The 14,068-nt window shown below is 39.7% G+C and carries 13 protein-coding genes; 5 read left to right on the plus strand and 8 right to left on the minus strand.

Annotated features, from left to right (window positions below):
• Positions 1 to 109: 109 nt before the first annotated feature.
• Entirely contained in the window at positions 110 to 685 is a 576-nt protein-coding gene (locus H6G77_RS13435) for a DUF2808 domain-containing protein (protein ID WP_190871822.1), read from the minus strand.
• Positions 686 to 917: 232 nt separating this feature from the next.
• Between H6G77_RS13435 and H6G77_RS13440 the strand changes: the two genes are divergently transcribed.
• Positions 918 to 1,409: a DUF4149 domain-containing protein gene (locus H6G77_RS13440; RefSeq protein WP_190591864.1), complete on the plus strand. Its 492-nt coding sequence runs from the start codon at positions 918 to 920 to the stop codon at positions 1,407 to 1,409.
• Positions 1,410 to 1,702: 293 nt separating this feature from the next.
• Here the strand turns inward: H6G77_RS13440 and H6G77_RS13445 are convergent, their stop codons facing one another.
• The gene (locus H6G77_RS13445; protein WP_190591865.1) at positions 1,703 to 1,996 is read right to left on the minus strand and encodes a TMEM165/GDT1 family protein; all 294 of its coding nucleotides are present in this window, start codon (positions 1,994 to 1,996) and stop codon (positions 1,703 to 1,705) included.
• Between the two features lie 47 nt (positions 1,997 to 2,043).
• The gene (locus tag H6G77_RS13450) at positions 2,044 to 2,460 is read right to left on the minus strand and encodes a TMEM165/GDT1 family protein (RefSeq protein WP_190871823.1); all 417 of its coding nucleotides are present in this window, start codon (positions 2,458 to 2,460) and stop codon (positions 2,044 to 2,046) included.
• A 445-nt stretch (positions 2,461 to 2,905) separates the two neighbouring features.
• Here H6G77_RS13450 and H6G77_RS13455 point away from each other — a divergent pair, with 445 nt between their 5' ends.
• Positions 2,906 to 4,105: an acyl-CoA dehydrogenase family protein gene (locus H6G77_RS13455; protein WP_190871824.1), complete on the plus strand. Its 1,200-nt coding sequence runs from the start codon at positions 2,906 to 2,908 to the stop codon at positions 4,103 to 4,105.
• A gap of 282 nt (positions 4,106 to 4,387) precedes the next feature.
• Here the strand turns inward: H6G77_RS13455 and H6G77_RS13460 are convergent, their stop codons facing one another.
• From H6G77_RS13460 to H6G77_RS13470, 3 genes are all read right to left on the minus strand, one after another.
• On the minus strand, positions 4,388 to 4,795 hold the full coding sequence (locus H6G77_RS13460) for a hypothetical protein (protein ID WP_190591868.1): 408 nt from the start codon (positions 4,793 to 4,795) through the stop codon (positions 4,388 to 4,390).
• A 518-nt stretch (positions 4,796 to 5,313) separates the two neighbouring features.
• On the minus strand, positions 5,314 to 6,750 hold the full coding sequence (locus tag H6G77_RS13465) for an MlaD family protein (protein ID WP_190670103.1): 1,437 nt from the start codon (positions 6,748 to 6,750) through the stop codon (positions 5,314 to 5,316).
• 16 nt (positions 6,751 to 6,766) lie between these two features.
• Positions 6,767 to 7,549 carry an ABC transporter ATP-binding protein gene (locus tag H6G77_RS13470; RefSeq protein ID WP_190591870.1) on the minus strand — a complete coding sequence of 261 codons (783 nt, stop codon included), beginning with the start codon at positions 7,547 to 7,549 and terminating at the stop codon, positions 6,767 to 6,769.
• A gap of 28 nt (positions 7,550 to 7,577) precedes the next feature.
• Here H6G77_RS13470 and H6G77_RS13475 point away from each other — a divergent pair, with 28 nt between their 5' ends.
• Together H6G77_RS13475 and H6G77_RS13480 are read left to right on the plus strand one after the other, a co-directional pair.
• Positions 7,578 to 9,128 carry an NAD(P)/FAD-dependent oxidoreductase gene (locus H6G77_RS13475; protein ID WP_190871825.1) on the plus strand — a complete coding sequence of 517 codons (1,551 nt, stop codon included), beginning with the start codon at positions 7,578 to 7,580 and terminating at the stop codon, positions 9,126 to 9,128.
• Positions 9,129 to 9,207: 79 nt separating this feature from the next.
• Complete coding sequence (locus H6G77_RS13480; protein WP_190670099.1) at positions 9,208 to 9,804, plus strand: hypothetical protein; 597 nt, start codon at positions 9,208 to 9,210, stop codon at positions 9,802 to 9,804.
• A gap of 233 nt (positions 9,805 to 10,037) precedes the next feature.
• On the opposite strand, the gene H6G77_RS13485 is transcribed toward H6G77_RS13480, so the two are convergent.
• Positions 10,038 to 10,673 carry a restriction endonuclease subunit R gene (locus tag H6G77_RS13485; protein WP_190871826.1) on the minus strand — a complete coding sequence of 212 codons (636 nt, stop codon included), beginning with the start codon at positions 10,671 to 10,673 and terminating at the stop codon, positions 10,038 to 10,040.
• Positions 10,674 to 11,523: 850 nt separating this feature from the next.
• Between H6G77_RS13485 and H6G77_RS13490 the strand changes: the two genes are divergently transcribed.
• Complete coding sequence (locus H6G77_RS13490) at positions 11,524 to 11,928, plus strand: four-helix bundle copper-binding protein (protein WP_190591873.1); 405 nt, start codon at positions 11,524 to 11,526, stop codon at positions 11,926 to 11,928.
• A gap of 241 nt (positions 11,929 to 12,169) precedes the next feature.
• On the opposite strand, the gene H6G77_RS13495 is transcribed toward H6G77_RS13490, so the two are convergent.
• Complete coding sequence (locus H6G77_RS13495; RefSeq protein ID WP_190591874.1) at positions 12,170 to 13,783, minus strand: adenylate/guanylate cyclase domain-containing protein; 1,614 nt, start codon at positions 13,781 to 13,783, stop codon at positions 12,170 to 12,172.
• Positions 13,784 to 14,068 lie beyond the last annotated feature (285 nt).

Below are 14,068 nucleotides of genomic sequence, written 5' to 3' on the forward strand. Positions count from 1 at the left end.
CCTGTCGCCCAGATGTAAGTCGAAGTAAGGGAGGACGAAAGAAATCCACTACTGCGTTTTCTGTTGGGCAGGAAGCCTACACGCTCTCCGCAAGGTCAGTGTAGGTAGTTCACCGCCAGAAACCAGGCCGCCAAACTGAGTCACCGCTATTGTAAAAGTGTAATCTGCCATAACCTAAAAATTGTCCGTGAGATTTTTCACCTGTAGGAAAAGCCGTAACTCCAAACAGATAAACACCACTACTGCGGGGATTTTGCCAAGGTTTTAAACCAATGGTAATGGTTTTACCGGGAGACACTGGCGGGTCAAATGTCAAGGTGATTGTCCTGGTTTTGCGATCGCCTGTTACAGTTTGTAATGCTACCTTTTGTCCCTTACCAGAAGGTTTACCTTCAAAAGCCACACTGTCGTTTAAATCAAAAGTAATATTGTCTACACCTTCGTGCTGATTAATCGCTAGGCTTTGTAGTGGTTCACCCGCATTTTCTGGCAAACTGATTGTAAAGTAATATGTCGCACCCCAGGCGTAAATCTCGTTATAAGTAGTGACGGTATTAACTAACCGGGGTGGTTGTGCAAAATACACTGTGCCATCTTGTAATTGAATGGCGTAACTTGGCAGGAGATAGCCCTTGATTAAGGTTATGCTGGCGATCGCTGCACCCAATAATACTTTAGGACGCATAAATTTTTGGGATGGTTACTTAATTTATATTGTAAGTTGAGTGCGTCGTGCCTGTATTATTGCCATCATCTTCAGCATTAAACAAGCACAAGCATAAATATTTTTATTACATCTTTGTTACTTATTTCTGGTCTTAGTTAATACTATTTTGCAAAATTTAATTGATATTTGTTGTCAAAGTTACTCTTAAAGTTAGAAACTAAGAGTAAAAGCACAGTAATTATTTCGTATTATGAATACACTTTCTACATTTGCATTCAAGCGGTCAATTTGGCAACCCGCCATTATGTTGACCTTGGGTTTTTGGTTAAGTGCTAGTCTGATTTTAGATTGGGTAATAATGCCTACCCTTTATTTTTCTGGCATGATGAATGAAGCTGGTTTTACTACAGCAGGCTACGCAATTTTTTGGAATTTTAATCGCATAGAGTTGTTATCGGCGGCGATCATTTTAACTGGTGTATTGGCTTTGAGTAAAACTCAACATAACTGGCATCCTAACACTATTGTGTTTGCGGTTATTTTACTCACAGTATCTCTTCTAGAAACTTATTTTTTAACTCCCAATATGTGCGCGGCTGGTGTTCATCTCAATTTGTTTGAAACATCCACAATTCCCGCAGCAATGGATTTATTACATGGTGGTTACTGGGTATTGGATGCAGTGAAGCTGTTGACTGGCGGAATATTGTTAGGTCAATGCTGGCGGATGCAGGCTGAATAATAGGGAATTGGGAGTCGATAACAGGAAACTCACCTACAGCAGATTCGATGTTTATGAGTTACAGCAACTGATTGAAAAAAGTAATGAGTCAGAAATTTACTTATTACTCACTACTTATTACTCATGGTGTACCTCACTAACTTCAAAAGTGCTACAAATATTGTCTTTGAATTGAAAAACTAATCCGTCGGTGAAAATTGAAGGTAAAAAAACCCCAGCTTTTTAGAAAAACTGGGGTTCTCATTTTTTAGTCAAAATTTATTAAATTGATTCTGACTGCTTCTTCAAGGTGTTTATTCCGATTCGGGTGATTCTTCATTGTTAAAAAATAATAACCTTGCAGCCAGAATTGCAAAACCTACAGCCGCGATCGCTTTTAATATCCGTGTAGGTAATAACTCTGCAACTGCACCGCCAGCCAATGCGCCTAAAAGGCTAGTCAATAATAACGCGCCTGCTGTGCCAAAAAATATCGCCTTTTGAGATTGACCACGGCTAGAAAGTGCGATCGCCGCTAACTGGCTTTTGTCACCTAATTCTGATAAAAAAACTGTAATAAAGCTTAGTCCTAAAAGATGCCAATCCATAATGTTAAGGGGAGTAGGGAATGGTGAGTGGGGAATAGGGATATAAATTAACCTTGCAATACATCCCAAAACAGCATGACGGAAATTAACAGCAACATGACTCCGGCGGATTTTTCTACAGTTTTGGGACTGAGGCGGCTAGATATCCAACTTCCTAAAAGCACACCTAGTAAACTTGTGCTGATTAATGCAGCCGCAGACCCCAGAAACACTACCCAAGGCGCGTGAGATTCTGCACTCATTAATAAGGTTGATAGCTGGGTTTTATCACCAATTTCTGCGAGAAATATCGTAATGAATGTTGTGCTGAAAACAACAAATGTCGATTCTCGCTTTTTGGGACTTTCCGTAATTACAGATTGCAGAGGCTCAATATTTGCAGCATCCAGTTGAGATTTAGCGTTTTCTTTTAATTCTGGCAGGTCTTTCGCAGAAATAACCACAGGCGCAGTGTCAAGTTTCACAGGCAGTATTTTTGTTACTAGGAGTTTTTCATATTTTTCTCATTTTCTCAGATATTTGTCATAAATTGCAACTATTAACTGATATATTTTTGAGAAAAACAGGACTTACGCACAAAGATTGTCTATGAAGATTGGGTGTAAGGGTGTAAGGGTGTGTGGCTTAAGGGTTTTAGATATATACACCCCTATACCCTGTACCCTTGCACCCTCGCCAAAACCCTTGATTTTTCGTTTTTATGCGTAAGTCCTAAAAAACCCAGTCGCTGTTTAACCTGTTCCCAACTGGAACCCCGGTTTGGGTTTTGTCAATGTAGTTCTAAGCGTCTATCCAATTCTTGTTTTTGCTCCTCACTCAGATATGCTGAGTTCAGAAATATCAACTTTGTTATTTGCGATTTATTGACTAATATCTGTAATTTTAAGTCCATTTTGGGCTGGCATTAAAATGAAGCAAGTAGTATTAGAAACCTTTGTAAATCAAGGCTTAGAAACTTCTTTGTCACTTTTTGATCAAGTTAAAACCCTATCACAAGATTTTGCGACTCGCGCCGCAGTGCATGATAAAGATGGTTCATTTCCTTTTGAAAATTTTACGGCGCTGCATCAAGCAAGACTGTTGGGTTTAACTATTCCCTGTGATTTGGGTGGACAGGATTTAGGGCTGGCTAGTATTTGTCAAGTTATTGAGGGGATAGCCAGTGGTGATGCTTCTACGGCTTTAGTGTTGAATATGCACTATTTACAACATGCTAAAGCTAATCGTAGTCGTTCCTGGCATCCTGAAGTATACAAGAAAGTTTGTCGGGAAGCGATCGCCAACTCCGCCCTCATCAACGCCGCCCGTGTAGAACCAGAGTTAGGTACACCAGCCAGAGGCGGTTTACCAGCAACAACCGCCCAAAAAACACCACAAGGCTGGCTGTTAACTGGACATAAACAATACACCACAGGTAGTCCAATTCTCAGCTACTTTGTGGTTTGGGCAAAAACAGATGAAGATGAACCCCAAGTTGGTAATTTTTTAGTTCCTTGTGATTTACCTGGGTTGCGAATTGTCGAAACTTGGGATCATTTGGGAATGAGAGCAACTGGGAGTCATGATTTAATCTTAGAAAATGTCCTAATTCCCGATGAATATGCTTTAGATATTCGTCCTGTTTCTATTAAATCACCACCAGAACCGATGACAGCCGTGTGGAATAGCTTGACATTGAGTGCTTTGTATTTAGGAGTTGCCACAGCTGGGCGAGACTGGTTAATAGAATACCTGGGCGATCGCACTCCGTCAAATTTGGGAACACCACTTGCTAGTTTGTCACGCTTTCAAATAGCTGTCGGTGAAATCGAAGCACTGCTGTATGCTAACCGCCAACTAATTTACAACTTAGCCCAAGCAGTTGACAAAGGCGAGTTTGAACCTAATGTAGAATTACACGCACAAGCTGTAAAATATCTCAGCACCACCAACTCAATTCGTGCAGTAGAAATTGGTTTAGAACTTATCGGTAATCCTGGATTAATGAAGAAGAATCCTTTAGAAAGACATTATCGTGATGTTTTGTGCAGTCGTATTCACACACCACAAAATGATGTGATTTGTCAATCTTTAGGAAAAGCAGTACTTAATAAAAGTGCTGAGTGCTGAGTTGAAAGTGCTGTGAAATAAAACCTCTCTTAAAAAGTTTAAGAGAGGTTATTGATGGAGTTTTATCAAACAGTTGGCAAGTGATACTAATTCTGTATGAAGATGCACAGAATCTTAAGAAACAAACCGCGAAGAGAGCCAAGGATTTAGAGTAAGGCGTAACGCACCGAAAACTTTGCGTAGATGCGTTACGCTGTCGCTAATACATCCTACGTACTGAGCATTGAGCGTTCGCGTAGCGTCAGTCGAAATGCGTCTTCTAAGATAATTATGTCCACTTACTTAAATTATTCCTTGACCTCTACCGCGTTTGTCACCTTTTTCTGTTAATTCGCCTGCTTTATCTTCATTGACTTCTTGAAGTTCGTTCATTCGTTGTGTGCTATCTTCGGCGGCTTCTTGACGTGCATCACCAGGAACTTCGTAATACATTTCTGGTTCAACTGCGTAGTTATTTAATAAACCTTCTTTATCTACTGTGTAACCGTCTGTAGTGTGGATACTTTCTGCGTCGGTTTGGTCATCAGTAGAGGCTGCTGCTTCTCTTTCTTCTGTGGGTAATGTTTTATATAAATCTCCTTCTCTTTCTTTCCGAGCAGCAGTTTCAGCAGGTATAATGCCTCTATCATAAGTATCTACTTCTGCTCTTTCGGATGAATCTACTGCTTTTTTAAATTTTTCATTAGCCATAATTTATGCCCTCGAATTTAAAGAAAAGTATGTTGTTTCATAGCTTCGAGAACTAGATTAGAATGTTGCCGCAAGTATATCTACTATCTTGAGAATAGATTTAAATCAAAAAATTATATTGCTTCTATATCTTGAGATGTATAGCAGTGGAGAGGTTGACAATTTCTAGATTTAATCAAGTTGCTGTAGAGACGTTGTAAGTAGGTAGACACAATTATTTATTTATAAGACGCATTTCGACTCCTTTCTCCTGCGGAGACGCTAACGCGAACGACTACGCTCAAGGCAAGTCGCTCAATGCTCAGTAGCCTTACTAAAAAAGGGTTGAGCGAAGTTACATCCGTTTGGTGAGCGTAGTCGAACCACTGCCTTCTGCTATATCTATAGGACTTACGCAGACTCTACGATTTCTTGGCGTTCTCGGCGACTTGGCGGTACCCTGCGGGAAGCCGCTTCGCGTCTACGATAAATTAAGCCTTTCGAGAATTTTTGCGTAAGTCCTGATCTACCTTAACTTCCTATTTTGGTTCTTGTTGTTTACTATGTTCTCGTAGCTGCTGTAATAACTTTTCTTGGGAGGTATTCAGCGTTTCTAAAGTGGTAGTTTGAGGTTCTTTTTCTAAAGTTTTGATAACAGGATTTGTCGAATTAATTAAGGTTGATGGTTCAGATGCCACTGCTGTGGGAAATACTATATTTTGTTTAATTGCTGCTAGTTTCATCGCATCTAAAGTTGTGGCAAACTGAATTTGTTGCTGCATTTCTTGTGTAGAAGAAACTAAACCACTCAAACCATTAACTAATTGCCGGAGATTATCTCTAAATTTGGGATCACCTGTTAATTCATCTAAATCAGAGGTGATTTTTTGGGTATTTTCAAAAGTGACTCTGGCTGAATCTAATGTTTGTTGTAGTAATAAGACATTCTTGGGGTCATTTAAAGTTTTTGTGGCATCTCGTAAATTAGCAGAAGCTTGGGCGGCATTAGCTGACAGTGTTTCTAAATTTTTGATTACTTCGCCTTGGGTTAGGCGATTTAATGATGGTGATAAAATAGCGACTGTAGCGCGTAATTGATTGCTAGTTTCGGTAATATTATTCAAAGCACCGACTAAGGATGAACGATTAGTAGTGACCAAATCATTCAAGTTAGTTAGCAAACGATTGGCTGTCGTAGCGGTTGAAGCAAATTCTTTGGCGGTTGCACCAAACTGACTAGCAGTTACGCTTAATTGATTAGCTGTTTTAGTGGTAGATGCAGTGAGTTCATTTGTGGCGCGTTGTACAGAATTGGCGGTTGCACTAAATGTATTTAGCTGTCCTTGAAAGCCTTTTGTTAAACCTCTAGCATCTTGACTGAGGGCGGCGACACTGGTGGCGGCGGCGGCGGAACTTTCTAAAAGTCGGTTAACTCTTTGATAAAATTTTGGATCGTTGTACAAAGTAGCTAACTCTGTGCTACTGCGAATCAGGTCATCAACACTAATACCAATTTGACCTTTTAAGCGAGAACCATTACAAATAATCAAACTTTGGTCACAGCCTTTCTCTAAAGGTTTGGCTTTGACATTAGCAGCTAGTGATGTTCTGGGTGTAATATCGACAATACTTTCACTAATCAAGCCACTTTGGTTAGCATCAACTTTAACATCACTGGGAATAATCAAGTCTGCGGGAACAATTTCTATTTCTACATCAATTGCGTTTGGTTTGGGGCGGATGTCGGAAATTTTGCCGACTTTCACGCCACGATAACGGACGGATGCGCCTTTTTGCATTCCGCCAGCGTTGGCAAATTCGACAATGAACTTATACGAGCTACGTCCTGCACTCACTCCATTCAACCACAGAACGATCGCCCCAAAGGAACCCAGCCCCAGCAAGAGCAATAACCCGACTGAACCTTCTCTTAGCGTTCGTCTAGATGTGAAACGGTTTGTGATAAATTCTCGCATTTGTTCCTCCAACCACCTAACCAACAACTTGTATCGGCCCTTGCACACTCCCACTCATAAATTGTCTAATTAATGGGTGGTCGGTGCTATCCATCTCACTCACTTTACCCTGCCACTGCACTCTACCTTGGTAGAGAAACACTAGTCTATCAGCTGTCCGGCGAATCGTACTATCTTGGTGGGTAACAATGGCATAAGTACTGCAAACTCCGTGCATACTTTGTAAATCACGAATCAAGTCTTCAATGACTGTTGAAGCAATGGGGTCTAGTCCGGCTGTGGGTTCATCGTAAAGTAAAACTTCTGGCCCTTCTTTGGGGTTTTCGGGGTTGGACATAATTGCACGGGCAAAACTGACTCGTTTCCGCATCCCACCAGAAAGTTCCGAAGGGTAGAGATGACCTATTCCCGGTAAACCTACCATGTCTAATTTTTCTTTGACTAGTTCTTGAATTTGCGATCGCGGTAACTTGGAATTTTGATACAGTAAAAATCCGACATTCTCATCTACATTCAAAGAATCAAATAACGCTGCTTGCTGAAATACCATCCCAATACCAATGGGGTCAGCACCATCTTCTATCAACCCTTCGCGCCGGACTCCTTGGACATAAATTTCCCCCTCATCCGGGTTAGTTAGTCCGGCTATCACTCGCAAAATGGTTGATTTCCCAGTCCCGGAGGGGCCGATAATTCCCAGTGCTTCGCCTCGGTAAATTGTCAAGTCCACATTATCTAAAACCTTATTGTTACCAAAGGACTTAGACACGCCTTTCAGTTCAATTAGTGGTTCAGTCATTAGTCATTAGTCAAGGGTCAATAGGAAGATGAACTCATCACTCTTAACTCAGCACTCAGCACTCAGTACTCAGCACTCTAAAAATGATGTCATAGTCATCGGTAGCGGTATTGGTGGGTTATGTGCTGCGGCGTTGCTTGCGCGGTATGGCAAGCGGGTAATTGTCTGTGAAAGCCATACAATTGCCGGTGGTGCAGCCCATAGCTTTAAACGACGAGGATTTGAATTTGATTCTGGCCCCTCTTTTTATTGTGGACTCTCAGGAACCCATAGTTTGAACCCGGTAAAACAAATTCTGGATGTTCTAGGGGAATCCCTTCAAGTTATACCTTATGATCCTTTAGGACACTACCATTTTCCTGAAGCGAGTATTGCAATTTACAGCAATTTTCAAAGATTGCATCAGGAGTTACAAACAATTACACCCCAAGGTGCAGCAGAGTTGCAGAATTTTGTCACCCGCTTGTTAGGTTTGTATGAGGGGATGAAAGATATACCGACTTTGGCTTTACGGGCTGATTGGCAGGTAATTTTTGTGTTACTGAATTATGTGCGATCGCTGGGTAAAATGTTACCGTACTTGCCTTTGGTACAGTCTTCAGCCGGCACTGTCATGGATGCCACTGTCAAAGACCCTTGGGTACGCAGACTCATCGATGTAGAATGTTTTCTACTTTCTGGTTTAAAGGCACATGGCACAATTGCCCCAGAAGTCGCTTTTATGTTGGGTGAACGGGGGCGTGGTGTAGAGTACCCAGTTGGAGGAAGCGCCGCAATTGTCAATGCTTTAGTGCGTGGGTTAGAACGCTGGGGTGGTAAGTTACGCTTAGGCTGTCACGTTGAGCAAATTTTGATTGAGTCGGGGAAAGCTGTAGGTGTGCGGCTAAAAAATGGCGAAATTCTGTCAGCACCGATTGTTATTTCCAACGCCACAATTTGGGATACTTACAATCAACTATTGCGTCCTGAAGATTTACCCACAGCTTACCGTCAAACTGCCTTGAATACACCCGCCGTTGATAGTTTCATTCATTTACATTTGGGTATTCGTGGCGATGGCTTAGAAAATTTAACAGGACATCACGTTGTAGTTCACGACTCTGATCAAGATATCACCACCCCTGGTAATACTTGCATGATTTCTATTCCTAGTGTGTGGGATGCAACCCTCGCACCAGAAGGACATCATGTAGTTCATGCTTACACCCTAGAACCCTTTGCTGGTTGGGAACGGAATGATAGTTATGAAGCCAAGAAACAAGAGAAAGCCCAAACTTTATATCGCGCCTTAGAGCGAATTATCCCCGATATTCGAGAACGTGTAGTGTTAGAACTGATCGGGACACCATTAACTCATACCCATTATTTACGAAGATATCAGGGAACCTATGGCCCGGCGATCGCTGCGGGTAAGGGGATGTTTCCTAGTACACACACGCCAATTTCTGGTTTATATCGTGTTGGTGATAGCACTATGCCCGGAATTGGTGTGCCAGCAGTTGCCGCTTCTGGTATTTTATGTGCAAATAGCTTGGTAGAGCGATCGCAAACAGCAGAGTTATTAGCAGAACTGAAATAAACCGAAAAATACTCATAAAATGCCAAATTATTTAGCTTATTTCTCCTTAATATTGTTGGGGATTTTACTAATTCTCATCGTGTATATAGCTTATTTATATTTCACAACTGTAAATAAACTAAATAAGGCTCTGCATCAATCTCAACTACCTGAAGAATTAGTTAATTTCCCTGTTTATTCCTCTACACCAGAAGAATATTCATCTGTTAAAATCCGCATTAGTGACTTTATAGAGGCTTGCAATCATAACAGAACCTTTGAATTACATTTAACTGCTAATGATTTAAATTGTCTTCGCAATAAAGGTCATTCACCTAATAGAAAGTCATTGAAACGACCAGAATATTATGAAATTACAGAAAACAAGATTATAGAAAGAAGAGTAGTTTTTCCTTGGCCATTTAATCGTTATGGATGTATTAATGATGTTAAATATATTGATTTTATTTTCAAAAATGGTAGCCTGATAGAACAAAGCTCGATTATAGCTAGACATAATAAAGAAATACCTAAAGCTAGGCAAAATATTATAGAATATCCCATTATTCAATCTAGGTTATTGCTACAAATTTTTAGTCACTGTTTAACTGGTACAGAAAAGTCAAATTTAGTGAATATAATCGAGGAAATTAAAAATATTAAAATCAATAAGAGTGAAGTCAGTTTTTATATTTGAATACTATATAGCTTTTCCTAGTCTGCTGAGGTACAAATTTATCTGCGTCCATCTTCGTCCATCTGCGGTTAATTATTCTTGCTTGTACTTCACTAGAATGAGAAACGCTATATATAGTAATCCTACAAAAAATGCTGACAGAGGCTTTAGCTTTGAATAAAGGTTTTTACATAATATTTTAAAGCGATCGCACTTTCAGCGTATCCAAAAGCTTTGGCTGAATATCAGTAACTTTATAACTGACAAATTGCTTTCAGAACCTGTAATAGTTCTATTGCCCGCATAGATTCCATAAAATTTAACAACGGTAGCAGTTGATAAACCGGTGGGTTTCCTTGTTCTATATAGACAAATTGATAACTCCTACCATTAGTCGTTAAACCCCACGCTGATTTCTGATTGTCTAAACTTTTATATGCGTACGTTAGTAATTGAGGTAATCCAGTAAATATATCAACTTGACTATTTTTAGATTCAACTAATAGCAGCCAGAAATATGCTTGAGGTTTTGTCTGTTTAGCTTTACTAATCGCCAAAATATCAAATCTACCTTTAATTATTTTGTCTTCATCTTCTATCTCAATATCAGCAATGTTTTCTTCTAACAGGATTTCAATTGGATAGCGATAAAAGCCAGCCAACCTCAGTAAAGGTGCGACTGCTAGAAATTTTACCTGTCCTTCTGAAACTTTGCCTGAAGTAAGATATCTATCAAAATCATTTTGAATTTGCTTTAATTCTTGCTGTTCTTCTTCGCTTATGGGTTCTAAAGATAATAAGTTAGAAAATGAGTCATTATACTGTTTTTGAAAGCCAAACAGCCGATGAACTTCTTCTAAAGATAAATTACGAGCATTAAGTAATGTCATATAGGAATCCGGTTTGATTTCTGAATTTATTTGTGTAGGTAGGGAATAGGGAATGGGGAGTTGGGAGTAGGAAAGAAGCCTGATCTGAATGTACTGATTTTTTCCCCAAATCAAATATCAGTCCTATAGATGGATATTAGATATTAGTAGTAATTATAGCCGTTTGCATATTCATGAAATACTGTAGAGACGTTACATATAACGTCTCTACATAACGTTGGGTTTTATGTTTGTACCTCATTTACCCAAAATAAGCTGTCTCTAAATTATATTTAGAACTGCTGTAGGAATCCTAAATGATTTATAAACATCTCTCTCCCTTGTCCCCTTGTCTTCCTTGTCTACCCTGTCTGTCGAGCCTCATATCCGCAATATTTTGCAATAAAGTCAGGAAATATTGACTTTTAACGAGTTAGAGTATATATACTCATGGCATATTTCATAGAAACATACTCTCATTGCTTACAATGCCTAAAACCATTGATAAATAAAGATTGTAGTGAGAGAAATTGGAAAAAATTCCTCTGGTCTCAGGTAACTAAAGTCTGAGATTTTGCTACTTATATACAGACACAGCAACCGTAAATGTCCCGCATTGGAGTGGGAAATCGGTTCTCATAATTCAGACTTGATAAAAAAGTGAAATATTTTCCAGCCTTAATTCATCAGGATTTTGGCTGATTCGGTGATGCACACATCTCACTTAACAGCTAAATTTACAGCAAGTTCATAGATTTAGTGATCTTCGAGTTCTGGGAATTTGGCAACCTATTGAAATCCCAAAAATAAACATTTACCGTACTAATTAAGAACTATCTCACAGCATTTAAGATTTTAGGAAGTTGCTCTTATGATGACTGAATCTATAATTACAACCGTAGAAGCTACCAAAGAAAGCTGCATTGAATGTCACACTACTTGTATTGATACTCTCAAATACTGCAAAAATCGGGGCGGTCAATACATAGACATGACCATGATGTCGATGATGCGGGACTGTGCAGAAATGTGTATGATGTGCGTCAATATGATTAACGACGGTTCCGAGTTTATGGGTAATGCTTGTAGCTTGTGTGCGGAAATGTGCGATCGCACAGCAATAACTTGTGAACAAATGAGTGAAGACCCTACAATGAGATTCTGCGCTGCAATTTGCCGTAAATGTGCAGAACACTGCAAAGCAATGGCTTTAAATTCTGCTTCTTATTTTCGCAGAGCTAGTTTAGTTACAGAAGATGTGCTTTCATTTCGTTAATGAAATTTGTAGAGACATTCCACACAAAGTCTCTCACAAAAACCAATAAGCGCATTACAGTGATCAAAATCCAAATTCAAAACAATGGCGATGTCAGTCACGATATCGCCATTGTTTTATTTAATGTCAATCATTTGGGGCATGAGGAATTATCTACTTGAGTTAAATTCTGGAATCATTTCTCACACCCTAGCACATTTCAATTATCCGGTTACTTCAGTCGCTGGATGCAAGATGTGACTTAACTCATTTTTGTTTGATAAACCTTGACTAATCTATCAATACCTTTAAACCGATGGTCGCCCATTTCTTTAAAATCTGAAGCATCTGTCAACATTTGATAGGTGGCTTCACTAATTACACATTCACCAGGGGGACAAACAGCTTCCATTCGGGCGGCTAAGTTAATGGTAGCGCCTAGGGCGGTGTAATCTACTCTTTGGGAACTGCCAACATCTCCGACAACGGCTTTACCACTGTTAATTGCAATGCGTAATTGTAGAGGTTCTTCCCAAAAACCTTTGGCGTTCAATCTTTGCAAACGAGTTAGCATTCCTTTGGCGGCGGCGGTGGCGCGGTCTGCATGGTCTAGCAGTGGTTCGGGAGCGCCAAAAAATGCCATGATACAATCGCCAATATATTTATCTAAAGTGCCACCGTAGGCGAATACTTCTTGCAGCATTTCTTCAAATAAATTATTTAATAGTTGGGCGATCGCTTTTGGTGTTAATCTTTCTGAAAGTGCTGTAAACCCAACTAAATCTGCAAAGACAATACTAATTTCACTTTCTGTTGTCGGTAAACGTCCATCTGGTAAACCACCCACAGAAATTAACTGCTGGACAACGGCGGGAGAATGATAACGTTCTAAGCGGTGACGAATTACTTCTTCGGTTTTGAGTTTTTCTACTAATAGCCAACGCTGCACACTCGAAGCCACCAAATTTGCCAAAGCCGAAAAAAAGCTGAGTTCTTCTGCGCCATCGCTTTCCCAATGATAAGAAGAAAGATGGGCATCAGCATAAAGAACACCAACCACTTTATTTTCATCCCACAAAGGTACAGCCATTGCACTGCGAATACCTTTGACTAAAATACTATGTTCGCCGGCAAATCTTTCATCTTTGTGTGTATCAGCAGTTTGAATTGCGACTTTTTCTTCAAATACTTTTTGACAAATACTCCGACTAATCCAACTACCATCAGCTGCTAAATATTTTTTTTCCGCAGCATGTCTCGTCCCAGCATTGACTAATTCTAGATGATTGCACCCATTCACATCAATTAATAAAGCCAAGCGGTCAATACTTTCGAGATAACGAAACACTACTTGTTGGACTTGGGAAAAAATTTCTTCTATTGATGCTGCTGCACAGAGATTTTTGGCAATATCTACTAAGTCTTTGAGGCGGGCAATGCTTTTGTTTTTAGTAGTAATATCATCATCCTGACTTTCGGCCGCTATCCATTGCTGTTGTAATTGTTTGACGTTGCGTAATATGGTTCTTTGTTCGTTATGATCAGCAATTGGTGGTGGAGGCTTGATTGGGATGATTGGATTAACCAACTTTACTACTAAGCTGACATTTCCTAACCAAATAATATCGCCATTTTGTAAATCTCGTGTGGCAGTTACAAAGCTTTGATTGACTTGCGTACCATTTTTACTACCTAAATCTTCAATAGCCCATGTACCATTTGCTTTTTTTCGTAACAGCGCGTGTTTTCGGGAGATACCACCAAACGGTAAGTAAAGGTCACATTCTGGTAAACGACCAATGGTGAATTCATTTTGATTCACTGTTATCGTTGTTTCTGTTTCTCCTTGTTGTAGGCGCAGTGTAAGTTCAGTCATGAGTATGGTTTGTTTATCCTGGAAGCAAGGGAACCATAATTAACGCAAAGGATACCAGGATAAATCCTTTACCTTATCTTTATGGCACTGTTGATGGCATTCCGACAACTGTCTACCTTAAATTAAGTATCCACGCAGATACAGATGTTGTCGTTGAAATGAGGTAAAAATTTACACATTTTGGTACTGCAATATGCTATTTGCTTTCTTACCAGGTAGGCTATCCAACTGTCGAGCAAGAACAAATATTGCGTCGAACAATAGTGTCAATAGTAAACTAAAACA

Source organism: Aulosira sp. FACHB-615 (assembly GCF_014698045.1).
In the GTDB taxonomy this organism is placed as follows: domain Bacteria; phylum Cyanobacteriota; class Cyanobacteriia; order Cyanobacteriales; family Nostocaceae; genus Nostoc_B.

Excerpts from the sequence above, each read along its gene's own strand:
- H6G77_RS13485 (WP_190871826.1), bottom strand. The coding sequence starts at position 10,673 with ATGACATTACTTAATGCTCGTAATTTATCTTTAGAAGAAGTTCATCGG.
- H6G77_RS13435 (WP_190871822.1), bottom strand. The coding sequence starts at position 685 with ATGCGTCCTAAAGTATTATTGGGTGCAGCGATCGCCAGCATAACCTTA.
- H6G77_RS13465 (WP_190670103.1), bottom strand. The coding sequence starts at position 6,750 with ATGCGAGAATTTATCACAAACCGTTTCACATCTAGACGAACGCTAAGA.
- H6G77_RS13455 (WP_190871824.1), top strand. The coding sequence starts at position 2,906 with ATGAAGCAAGTAGTATTAGAAACCTTTGTAAATCAAGGCTTAGAAACT.
- H6G77_RS13460 (WP_190591868.1), bottom strand. The coding sequence starts at position 4,795 with ATGGCTAATGAAAAATTTAAAAAAGCAGTAGATTCATCCGAAAGAGCA.
- H6G77_RS13470 (WP_190591870.1), bottom strand. The coding sequence starts at position 7,549 with ATGACTGAACCACTAATTGAACTGAAAGGCGTGTCTAAGTCCTTTGGT.
- H6G77_RS13490 (WP_190591873.1), top strand. The coding sequence starts at position 11,524 with ATGATGACTGAATCTATAATTACAACCGTAGAAGCTACCAAAGAAAGC.
- H6G77_RS13445 (WP_190591865.1), bottom strand. The coding sequence starts at position 1,996 with ATGGATTGGCATCTTTTAGGACTAAGCTTTATTACAGTTTTTTTATCA.
- H6G77_RS13475 (WP_190871825.1), top strand. The coding sequence starts at position 7,578 with ATGAACTCATCACTCTTAACTCAGCACTCAGCACTCAGTACTCAGCAC.
- H6G77_RS13440 (WP_190591864.1), top strand. The coding sequence starts at position 918 with ATGAATACACTTTCTACATTTGCATTCAAGCGGTCAATTTGGCAACCC.
- H6G77_RS13495 (WP_190591874.1), bottom strand. The coding sequence starts at position 13,783 with ATGACTGAACTTACACTGCGCCTACAACAAGGAGAAACAGAAACAACG.